Annotated in this window: 7 protein-coding genes; 3 read left to right on the top strand and 4 right to left on the bottom strand. The window is 40.2% G+C overall.

Annotation, left to right across the window (positions count from 1 at the left end; translation table 11 throughout):
* The first annotated feature begins 222 nt into the window (after positions 1–222).
* Complete coding sequence (locus CXF93_RS09195) at positions 223–2751, top strand: VolA/Pla-1 family phospholipase (RefSeq protein ID WP_157824436.1); 2529 nt, start codon at positions 223–225, stop codon at positions 2749–2751.
* A 176-nt stretch (positions 2752–2927) separates the two neighbouring features.
* Here the strand turns inward: CXF93_RS09195 and CXF93_RS09190 are convergent, their stop codons facing one another.
* Both CXF93_RS09190 and CXF93_RS09185 read right to left on the bottom strand, forming a co-directional pair.
* A complete protein-coding gene (locus tag CXF93_RS09190) occupies positions 2928–3767 on the bottom strand; it encodes an isopenicillin N synthase family oxygenase (protein WP_101063307.1) in 840 nt (279 codons plus the stop codon).
* A 256-nt stretch (positions 3768–4023) separates the two neighbouring features.
* Entirely contained in the window at positions 4024–4701 is a 678-nt protein-coding gene (locus tag CXF93_RS09185; protein ID WP_101062167.1) for a peptide permease, read from the bottom strand.
* 706 nt (positions 4702–5407) lie between these two features.
* Here CXF93_RS09185 and CXF93_RS09180 point away from each other — a divergent pair.
* Both CXF93_RS09180 and CXF93_RS09175 read left to right on the top strand, forming a co-directional pair.
* Positions 5408–7324 (top strand): methyl-accepting chemotaxis protein, encoded by a 1917-nt coding sequence (locus tag CXF93_RS09180; protein ID WP_101062166.1) that lies wholly within the window; start codon positions 5408–5410, stop codon positions 7322–7324.
* Positions 7325–7700: 376 nt separating this feature from the next.
* The gene (locus CXF93_RS09175) at positions 7701–9614 is read left to right on the top strand and encodes a methyl-accepting chemotaxis protein (protein ID WP_101062165.1); all 1914 of its coding nucleotides are present in this window, start codon (positions 7701–7703) and stop codon (positions 9612–9614) included.
* Positions 9615–9640: 26 nt separating this feature from the next.
* On the opposite strand, the gene CXF93_RS09170 is transcribed toward CXF93_RS09175, so the two are convergent.
* Together CXF93_RS09170 and CXF93_RS09165 are read right to left on the bottom strand one after the other, a co-directional pair.
* Positions 9641–10414, bottom strand: coding sequence for an EAL domain-containing protein (locus tag CXF93_RS09170; RefSeq protein WP_101063306.1), 774 nt, complete (start codon positions 10412–10414; stop codon positions 9641–9643).
* Between the two features lie 211 nt (positions 10415–10625).
* On the bottom strand, positions 10626–12089 hold the full coding sequence (locus tag CXF93_RS09165) for a diaminobutyrate--2-oxoglutarate transaminase family protein (protein ID WP_101062164.1): 1464 nt from the start codon (positions 12087–12089) through the stop codon (positions 10626–10628).
* Positions 12090–12122: the final 33 nt, after the last annotated feature.

Here is a 12122-nt window from a genome sequence, read left to right as displayed (position 1 = left end):
TCGCTAATGTTATCATCATAAGCACATAATAATGAGATAATACCTGCTACTTTCGTCTAGCGTTATCATGAGCTAGATCACATAAAAGCTAGCATTCATGGTATTTTACGCCAATCAGTTAACATAAACGAAACAAGGTGTTCACTTTGTATGTACACGACCGCCTTGCTATTTCTATAATGTTGTCTCTTTATGTTGATTATAAAAACAAGGTTGGACAGGATGCCACGAAAAAAAATACTTGCCTCATTGATCATCTCAAGCTTTGCTCTCACTGCTTGTGATTCGGATACTGAAGTATTAGACGTTAAAGAAAATAAACTGTACACAAGTAGCCGTATACAGTTTAGTCCAGCAGATGGAATTGTGTCTTTACCTAATGATTTACTATTTAGCGGCACTACCGACGGTACATTAGAACTACCAGATGAATTAGCCGCAATCAAAGTAGCTTCGGCTGCTGGTACAACAATGACTTATGCTGATAGTACGTATGCCATTGGTGCACTTGACGGCTGGTCAACAACTCATCCTATCGTTATTGGTGTTGATTTATACGAAGATCGTACGTTAGATGTTTCAAGCATCGAACAACCTGGTGCTGTGCGAATTCTTAAAGTTTCACTTGGTGGTCCTCTATCAGCCTCTGATAATGCGAATTGTAAACTCCAAGACTCATTAACAGTTTGCGTACTTGACGGATTTGGAACCGAATTATCTTATGGTACTGACTTTATAACCACTGTTAATGGAAACTCTATAGCTGTAGTACCATTAAAACCGTTTGCTGCAAAAGCAAGTTACATGTATTTAACAACAAATTTAATTAAAGATAGTGAAGGCGAATCCGTTAACGGCAGTGTTACCTATCAACTGCTGAAAAAAGACTACGCAGAAAATCCTATCGGTGATCCCTCGAATCCGGCCGATGTATCTGCTGTGGGATTACAAAAATTAGTTAATCACTATGATAGTTTTATTCCTGCATTTGGTATTGATGCAAGTACAGTAACGCACGCTGGTGTATTCACCACACAATCAGTATTTGATGTTATTGATACCGTACAGAGCCAGATCACGTCAGCTGCTAATGCCACTTTTACTTTCACGCCTGTCGATAAAGGCTATGATACTCCTACTGCAAATGTCAGTATCCCTTCTTCAGGAGATGTATATAGTGCGTCTGCTACTCTCCCGTATTACCTCTCAAAAACATCATCAGATAGTTATTGGCAGGCTGCGGGGAGCAGTATTGCAGCCGTGGGGGTAGCTTTAGGAACACCTTATGATGACACCGACATCATGCCATTATCAGGCGCAGGTTTAGTCGGGCAAATAGCCGCTTGTCCTATCGCTGGACTAAATTCAATGGATGCAGCGGCTGTCGGCGCAATTGTAGCTGGTATCAAAACCAACCCGACTGCTGTAGCACAGTTATTACCTTACTGTGATATCAAATATGATACAGGTGCAAAAGCTGGCGACAGTATCGACCCTTTCAAACATCTTACTCGATTTAACCCATTACCAGCTGCAGGCTCACTACAAGCTCCTGTTACACAAAATATAGATATACAAATTACGTTACCTAAATCAGCAAGTGCTCCTTATCCAGTTAATATTTCTATTCATGGACTCGGCACATTAAAAGAGACAACGCTAGCAACGGCTGATGCATTTGCGCAGGCGGGTATTGCCACTATTGCTATTGATATGCCATTACACGGTAGCCGTGGTTTAAACGTCGGTACTGATGGTGTATATGAAATCAGTGCAACAGACGCTGCTGGTGCAGTTCTACTCCAAGACAGTCTATTACCAATCATTGCGGCATCGTATGCTAAGGGTAGTCCATTAGCCTTTGTTAATATCAATAGCGGTTTAACGGTGCGTGATAACTTCCGTCAAGCCATTGTAGACCTACTCACATTACGCGCTCAGCTTGGTAATTTCATCGATCCTATCGGCGGCAGTCAATTGTTCGATACAGACAAAGTCACTGTGCATGGTTTAAGCCTCGGTGCTATTACAGCCGCTTCTTTTACCACTTATGCTAATCGTGTTTCAAACACAACATTCAACGTAACCAAAGCGTCATTGGTTGCTCCAACAAGTGGTTTAGCCTGGGCCTTTGCTGAAAGCCCGTCGTTTAGACCTGCGGTTCTTGATGGTTTAGTTGCAGTCGTAGCTGAAGGGAAAAATGTTGAAAAACCGACACCTGGTTCATCGACTTATGCTGAATATTTACAGATTGCTATCGATACTTTAGAGCCAAGTCTTAAATTTGCTATACAAACGCTGGTTGATCCTATTGACCCTATTAACATGGCTTCAACATTAGTGGTAAACACACCAGCGTTGCATGTAATCGAAGTTGTGGGTGATGGATTTGATGGTGACATTTACACCCTCACTGAAGCAGGTCAACCTGCTTATGATATAAACGCCACTAATAAATCGGATCAAACCCTACCCAATTTTGGTGCAATACCAGTAACAGGTACTGAACGCTTAATCGCGAATCTAGGTTTACCTTGTGTAACAGCTACAACAGCTACTCGGGGTGCTGTAAGGTTTAAAAACGGTCATCACAGTTCATTAATTAGTACAAAGTCTGCAGCTGGCGCAACAACAGAACAAGCTGCTTATGCGACTGCTGAAATGCAAAGTCAAGTTGTGAAGTTTGCAGCATCTGGAACTATCGTTATTGATAATTCTAATGATGTGATTAATACTACATGCCCGCTTTAACCATCATAATATGTACATTTAATATGTACATTTAATATGTACAATTAAAAGCAATAATTTAACAACCAGCACTCCGGTGCTGGTTTTTTTGTACCTAAAACTTAACCTCGATATAAACGCATAAAAAAACCAACTCAATGAGTTGGTTTATAGTTTCTACATTAAGTCTTACCGAATTAAAGAACACCTAACTCACGTAATCGTTCCATTAAATACTCATCGGCAGTATAACGCTCTGATAATACAACTTCTGCTTTAGGGTGCAAGAATAGCGGTAATGATACACGCGCTTTCGTCATATCAGCACCTTTAGGATTAATAACACGGTGTGTTGTTGATGGGAAATAACCACCAGACGCTTCTTGCAGCATGTCACCAATATTAATAATGATGTTACCAAAATCACTTGGTACGTCTAACCAAGTACCATCTTGCTTAAGTACTTGTAAGCCAGGTTCGTTAGCCGCAGGAAGTACTGTAAGCATATTAATGTCTTCATGAGCAGCAGCACGGATAGCCCCTACTTCTTCATTACCTGTCATTGGCGGGTAATGTAAAACACGTAATAGTGTACGCGTGCTTGCTTCAACCATCTTTGATAGTGGCATGCTGTAGTTTGCTGATACATCCGCTGGAGAGAATTCTTCAACCCAGTCAAGTAGCTCAGCAGCAAGTGCATTAGCTTGCTCGTAATACGCGAGAATATTTTCTTTTAATGACTCAGGGATACGTCCCCAAGTGTATACATGGAAATACTCTTTAATATCTTTAACACTGTGACCTTTTGCTGTTTCAGACACTGTCGCAGGAAAGAAGCCATCTTGCGTTTCAGGTTTGAACAAAAATCCGTGTTTTTCTTCCGTTTCAAAGAATGCTTGCCATTCAGTGTAAATGGTTTGCACTAATTCTGGATTAATCGGGTGATTAGTTAATACACCAAAACCAGTTTCACGAAGCGATTTTACAAACGCTTCAGCGCTATTTTCAGCGCGGTAATCAATTGCTGCTAATGTCATTATGTATACTTCTTTATCGAAAATTGTAGCGATAATAAAATCCATTAGCGGTAATGTCTACTGTTATCAACTATTTCAACCCTATAATTTATCAATCAATCTACAAACATCCTCATTTAAGTTCACAAACGATACGATCGACTTTTGAATGAAAGTGGATATAAAAAAAGAGCTGTTGTGAATAATTCACAACAGCTCTTTAAGGATTAACACTATAGATGTATTAGCGCTTCTTCATATCAGCGACTTATCTAAATTATTTATCTAAATTGTTAAGATAAGTGATTGTTGCTGCTAAGTCTTCTAGTGTTTTATGGGCTGCAGAATTAACTAAGTATTTACCTTGAACTAAGAAAGCCGGTACAGAAGCAATGTCCGCATTAGTCACGATTGTTTCAGCTTTAACCATTTGTTGATAAACACTCTCATGTTGCGCTTCGCTTAAATCGATTGGGCTCTTCATGTTGTATTTATCAAAAATAGCGATCATCTCTGCTTTTTTCTCTGCAGGTGTCATTGCAGCAACAGGTTCTTCTTCCACTTGGCCTTCGCCATGGTCATGGTTATCTGCACCAGCACCACTTTGAGTATAAGTAAATAAGTCAGTCATCATTTCATGACTCGGTTTACCGCCATTTTGAATGGCCGCGGCATAATAAACATAGGCAGAACGTTGTGCGCTTTCATTAAAAGTTACGTGAGTTTTGGCGATATCTATTTTAGTCATATCTTCAATTGCAGGGATCATGCTTTCCATGTTTTTACAATTGCCGCACGCCAAAGAGAATATTTCAACAACATCGGGCAAATCAGACATCTGCGTCGGAATAACACTGTATTCATTGCCTTCCTTTGGACTATTGTCTTCGCTGCAACCAGCCAGCACAAACAAAGAAACAAAAACGAAGAACAGCGGTTTAAAGATAGATTTCATAAAATAGAAGACCATAAGTTGAAGATTGAAATGAAGGTTCAAAAGCCCAACAGCCTATAATGTATTAGCAGTCCTGTCGAATAAGATTACCTTGCTTTACTTTCATTATGATTTAGATCAAATTGAGCGAAAATATCCACATGACCAACTTAATATAGACATAAAACAGCGCCTTCAATAAACATGTATAAAGAGCTATTAAACCAAACATTTAAGCATTGGTGGTGATTAATGACGTCAGATACAAAATATAAGCGCCAAGTTGTAGGTAAGCCATTAGATTCCGCTAATGCCGCATTTACACCACTTAAAAACACGCAAAACTCTTAATAGTTCGCATGATCTGGCGAACAACAATACTGATTTAATGGCTATCGTAAGTCAGTTTAAGCTTAAGTAAAATTCTCACTTATAATAACGTTGGCCCTTGCTCTACTTAGGGTCAACACACTCTTCATTTCTGTATTAATCCGCATTAGTATAAAAACTTTAAATCGTATAATAGTCCGTCCGAGTCTGTATCAGAGTTTATTACTTAATGGTTATAATCGTTATATTTTTGTGACAAACATCACTCATTGATAACTTAAAATACGATATTACAATTTCCAGCCGATAAGCTAATAACAATGTAATTGCGATAGTGTTATCGCTGTTTAACGCGAGTATACGCTCTCGATTTTATTTATTATAAGGATGTACCCACGTGAATTTCTTATCAAGTTTTAAAGGCCGGATAATTACAGTAATTATGTTACTGCTCATCACGACGCTAGCAATATCGAATTTTCTTTCTTATCGCCAGCTATCTACCATGATGAAAAGCGATATCGATAACTATTCAACCCTGAAAGTCAGCAGTACATCCGATAAAGTTAACGCGTGGTTCCAAACGATCAAAGATGGTTTGGTTGGTACGGCGCCAGATTTTGCAGTTTCACGTAACGATGACCAGATTATTTTAATGGTGCAACAAATCAACGCATCAACAAAAGCATCAGACGTATTTGTGGGGTTTGAAGATGGCCGTTCATATAGTGCAAATAGCGGAGGAAAACATATTCTAGCCGAATACGACCCACGCACACGTGGTTGGTATAAAGACGCAAAACGCCAAGGTAAAACCATTATTACCCCTATGTATAAAGATGCATTTACCCAGAATTTACTGGTCAGTATCGCTGAACCCTTCTACAAGAATGGTCAATTTCAGGGTGTATTACTTGCCGACATCGAATTAAACATCCTCGAAGACATTGTAAAAGCATCAGCATTTGCACATGCAACTACGAGCTTATTTGACGAACTTGGTACTGCCATTGCGTCAACAGATAAAATTGACAAGCCAGGTGAATCAAAGCTCGCTGACAATGTTGCATTTAGCCAACTACAACAGCAGATGCTCGCTGAAGACAGCGGTAAACTAACTCTATCCGTTGATGGAAAAGAGAAGATCAGCTATTTTGAAGCGGTGAAGCTTGATGACCAATTAAGTTGGCACATATTAGTGACGTTGGACAAAGAAGCCCACCATGCCATTATTGCAGATAGCTTAGAAGACTCGTTAATCACAGCTATTATTTTGATTATTATGGTATCGCTGCTGATATATGTTGCTCTTAATAAACTTTACCAACCAATCATTGCATTAAAATCTACCATTCAAGATCTCGCACAAGGTAACGGTGATTTAACTCAACGATTGGAAGTAACAAGTAAAGATGATTTGGGCCAGATAGCCGAAGGCGTAAATACCTTTATTGCTAACCTGCAAACGATCATGATAGATATATCACAATCAACAACGCATATTTCGACAGGTATTGAACAGCTTCGTTCACAAACAGAACACAATAATACCGTGCTAATCGATCACGCCAGTGAAACAGATCAGGTTGTTGTTGCCGTTACAGAAATGAGTTCGACTGCTGATAGCGTTGCTCAAAGTGCAGCGCAAAGTGCAACTTATACACAGAAATCAACTGATGAAGCACACCAATCTAAGAGCGTTGTAGAAGGGGCTGTCAGAGGTGTTGCCGACTTAGTCAATGAAGTAGAAGCTATGGCACTCAACATTCAAACCATGAATGAAGATACTCATAAAATCAGCACGGTGTTAAGCGTCATTGGTGAGATTGCCGATCAAACGAATCTACTGGCATTAAACGCAGCAATTGAAGCGGCGCGTGCTGGCGAACAGGGCCGAGGTTTTGCGGTTGTTGCAGATGAAGTACGAACGCTTGCTGCAAGAACACAGCAAAGTACTTCTGAGATTAATGAAATGCTAACGCGCTTACGTGGCGGTGCTGATACTGTGGTGCGCGCAATGGATATCACCAAAGCAAGCTGCCAACAAACGGCTAATACCACTGCCAGTGTCAATGACAGCCTTGATTCGATGACCAGTTCAGTGATGCAGATTAATGACCTTGGTATTCAGATTGCTACCGCAGCTGAAGAGCAAAGCTCAGTCACCGAAGAAATAAACCGTAACATGACGATGATTCAGAATATGGTATCGCAATTAACTGAAAACGGTGAAAAAACCATGGACAGTACCCATACGCTTGCAAGTTCAAATCAACAGCTTGTTGCTATCGTTTCGCAATTTAAATTGAGCTAACCAACCCGGTTACCACTCTCATTGTCTTTGGCATTAGTTTAATGCCAAAGACAATTTTGCAACACGGTTTAAAACAATGATGAACTAGTGCTCATTATTATCCAATTCAAACTAAAATAAGCACTCAACGTCAACTAAATCATTAAATTAAATATCATACTTTATATTGTTTTATATCACTTTATAGGTGTAAAGTTTGGTTATTTGTTAATAAGCAAACACTTCCCGCCAAAATTTACGTTACAATCCCTTACAAAACTCTATTCCAACTTTCATATGAATGTTACGATATGCAAAAAATCGCCATAACGCTGAATATATATCCACAAATCAGCTAAATAGCAACATTCATAACCATTAAAGGGTACTTATTCACGTGAATTTTCTATCAAGTTTTAAAGGACGAATAATCTCGGTCGTTATTCTACTCTTAATAACAACCTTAACTATTTCTAACTTCTTTTCTTACCGCCAGTTGTCTTCTTCTATGTCGAGTAATATCAATGATTACTCTATAGTAAAAGTAGACACTACATCAGAAAAAATTAACACTTGGTTTCAAACCATTAAAGAAGGTTTGATGGCAACAGCGCCTGATTTTGCACAAGCGCGTGATGATGAGCAGTTACTTTTAATGGTTCGACAAATCACCGCCGCTACAAAGGCCAGTGATATTGTGGTGGGTTTTACTGATGGTCGCTCTTATGGCGCCGCAAGCGGTAAGCGAGATTTAGCAAGTTATGATCCTCGCACACGTGACTGGTATACCTTAGCAAAACAAAAGCGTAGCACTATTGTAACGGCAATGTATAAAGATGCATTAACCAAGCAACTGCTTATTAGTATTGCGGCGCCATTTTATAAAAATGGTCAATTAGAAGGTGTACTACTGGCAGATATCGAGCTAGGTGTGTTAAATGATATGGTGCGTGATTCGGCATTTGCGAATGCGGTTACCAGCTTACACGATAACCAAGGTACGACTATCGCATCAACGATGCAAATCAATAACCCAGGTCAAAGCAAGTTAGCTGATGATATGGGTTATGCGCAACTGCAACAAGAAATGTTAAGCAAAGATGAAGGTGTTACAAACTTCTCTGTTAATGGTGCTGATAAAGTGAGTTACTTTGAGAGCATTGAACTCGATGACTCTATGAACTGGCATCTATTGATTACCATCGATAAATCAGCGCATTACGCGAAATCGCAAGAGCTGTTAGAAGAAAGTCTATTTGGTGCACTGCTACTTATCATTACTGCATCTGCTATCGTTTATGTTGCACTTAACCAGCTATACCGCCCAATTCTTGCGTTAAAATCAACGGTTGTTGATCTTGCCCATGGTAACGCCGATTTAACTCAACGATTGGCAGTGAACAGCAATGATGACCTAGGTCAGATCGCTGAAGCAGTAAATCGATTCGTGATCAACTTGCAAGATATGATGCTGGAGATATCGCAATCAACAGATCATATTTCATCTGGTATTGAGCAATTAAGATCGCAAACTGAACACAACAATACAGTATTGATTGATCACGCAAGTGAGACGGACCAAGTTGTAGTTGCTGTCACTGAAATGAGTTCAACTGCGGACAGTGTTGCTCAAAATGCAGCACAATCAGCGACCTTTACACAGCAATCTGCAGATGAAGCACATCAATCAAAAACAGTGGTTGAAGGTGCAGTACACGGTGTTGCAGACTTAGTGAATGAAGTTGAAGCGATGGCTCTTAACATTCAAACCATGAATGAAGATACCCATAAGATCAGCACGGTATTAAGTGTGATAGGCGAAATCGCCGACCAAACTAACCTACTTGCATTGAATGCGGCCATTGAAGCAGCGCGCGCTGGTGAACAAGGTCGTGGTTTTGCGGTTGTTGCTGACGAAGTACGTACGCTTGCGGCACGCACACAGCAAAGTACCTCTGAGATTAACGAGATGTTAGCGCGTCTTCGTAATGGTGCAGATACAGTTGTACGAGCAATGGATATCACTAAGGCTAGCTGTCAAAAAACGGCAGCAACCACTGCAAGCGTCAATGATAACCTTGATTCGATGACTACCTCTGTGATGCAAATTAATGATCTTGGTATTCAGATTGCCACAGCTGCGGAAGAACAAAGTTCAGTAACGGAAGAAATCAACCGTAACATGACAATGATCCAAGGCATGGTTAATCAACTGACCCAAAATGGTGAAAAAACCATGGACAGTACGCGTGACCTAGCAAGTTCAAATGAACAGTTAGTTGCGATTGTTGGTCAGTTTAAATTAAGATAATGCAGCTTGCTCGGCTCTTGACTAGTTCAAGGGCCGACACTACGCATAGATATAAACTGCGGTTTAAATAGAAAACCTTGAACATAATCAATACTTAAAGCTTTTGCAAACGCTAAATCATCATCCGTTTCGACCCCCTCCAAAATCGTTTTCTTGCCTGCAGCTTTAGCATAAGCAATCAAGGCTCTAATCAATAATAAAAATTTTGCGTTATGCTTATTCAATACCACAAAACGATCAAATTTAATAAAATTAACTTGCTCTAATACTGCGGTTGAAAGCATCGACTGTTCGTTACAGACATCATCAATTGCAGTTCTTATATTGTATGACGCCATTAATTTGATCATGTTAAGACTCATTTTGGCATCGATTATCTCGGAGTTTTCAATTAGCTCTACAATTACCTCATTGTCTTTATGAGCTAAAAACAACTGAATGAAAGGATTCAATTCTTTCGCTGTTATCGACTGCTCTGCGATATCATCACCATAAGCAAAATAAGAATCTTGATCTAAGTTAACGAATAATTTAAAATTTTTCGGGGCATGCTGAAGCTGTAATTTTTTATGTGCGTATTCCACCTGAAATAAAGATAGCGGGTTGTGATGCAAAGCCTTATATACTTGGTCTGGGGCAATGGGATTATTTTTATCATCATAAAAACGTGATAAAGCTTCATAAGCAAATACTTCAAGCGTATCAAGCGCTACGATAGGTTGGTATTCAACACCATAATTCTTTGATTTTAAAATATATAATAGTAATTTAGGTGGTAGAACTGGCGCTATACTAGTCAAATCCGTTAACTCTAGCTTAAAGACAATCAAGTATACTAACACCAAATAGTAATGATTCTCAATATCATCATCTAATTCGAAATGTGTAAAAGAGTGATGACGGCCACAAAAAAGGCCTTTAGCATTGTTTTATACAGTACTAAAGGCCTTTTTATTAAACGCTGAATTGTTCGCAGTTAAGCAATTTTGTCATTAATTGAAACTTAACAGCCTAAGCAACAGAGTTAATCGCATCCGTTAAGATAGCCACAACCACATCAATCTCTGCAGGTTGAATGATCAGTGGTGGTAACATGCGGATAGTCGAACCAAAACGCCCGCCTAATTCGATAATCAAACCACGACGCAGCGCCGCTTGTTGAATCGCTTTTGCGCGAACGCCATCTTGTGGCAAGTTACCTAGCACATCACGTTCACCATTTGGATCAACAATCTCGATACCTAACATCAAACCACGGCCACGAATATCGCCAATAACAGCTGAATTAATCGCTTCTAAATCATGCTTTAACTTCGCGCCCATCGCACCTGCATGCAGATGTAATTGATTTTCAGCAAGGTGGCGCATAACCACCATGCCTGATGCCATTGCTAGCTGATTACCACGGAATGTTCCCGCGTGCGCACCTGGCTGCCATTTATCAAAATCACTGTGATACACAACTGCAGCTAGCGGTTGACCGCCGCCTAACGCTTTAGATACCACGATCACATCCGGTTCAATATCAGCGTGTTCAAATGCAAATACTTTACCCGTTCGACCCATGCCCGCTTGAATTTCATCAATAATAAGTACGATGCCGTGACGTTTAGTGATATCACGTAAACCGCGTAACCAAGTTGGATCTGCCGGTAATGAACCTGCTTCCCCCTGCACTGCTTCAACGATAATAGCCGCAGGTTTAGCAACGCCAGACTCTGGATCTGTTAGCATTGTTTCTAACTGGTAAAGACTGGCTTTAATACCTGTTTCACCTAAACCATATGGACAGCGAGGTGCATACGGGAATGGCATTATTTGTACATCCGCGCCCGTCATGCTTAATGCAGATTTAGGCCCTAAGTTACCCATCATCGCTAACGCGCCATGTGTCATGCCGTGATAAGCACCCGAGAATGCTAAAATAGAACGACGACCCGTGGCAATTTTAGCCAGCTTTAACGCCGCTTCAACTGCATCTGAACCACAAGGGCTACACATTTGAATGCGTGCATTTGCAGCCATATTACCCGGCAGTAGATCCAATAACTGCGTCATAAACTGATCTTTGACTGGCGTCATCAGATCTAACGTTTGCATTGGTACTTCTGACTGCACTGCTTCTATCAAAGCAGCTGTCACATCAGGGTGACTGTGACCCAGTGCCAACGTACCTGCAGCAGCTAAACAATCAATAAAGATCTGTTGCTGAGTATCTTCAACAAAGATACCTTGGCCGCGTTTTAACGCAAATGGCAAACGACGCGGATAGCTGCGAGCATTTGACTCACGCTGTTCTTGGCGTTGTAAATAGCTATTAGTCGCTAGCACACGTGCAGGCTGACTAAGAAACGAATCCAAGTTTAACGCGCTAGGCATTACTGCGCGCGTCACTGGTTTATCGTTATTCATTTCAGTCACATAATTTAAAACTTCGCTCACGTCGTTTTCAACCTTCTTTGATCTTTTATTCATAATTGCCACCTTGTGAAAGGTATCATTCATATT

Origin of the sequence: Moritella sp. Urea-trap-13 (genome assembly GCF_002836355.1) — a bacterium.
Taxonomy (GTDB): Bacteria; Pseudomonadota; Gammaproteobacteria; order Enterobacterales; family Moritellaceae; genus Moritella.
Note: the sequence above shows the minus strand (reverse complement) of the source record. Positions and strands in the feature narration are given on the sequence as shown.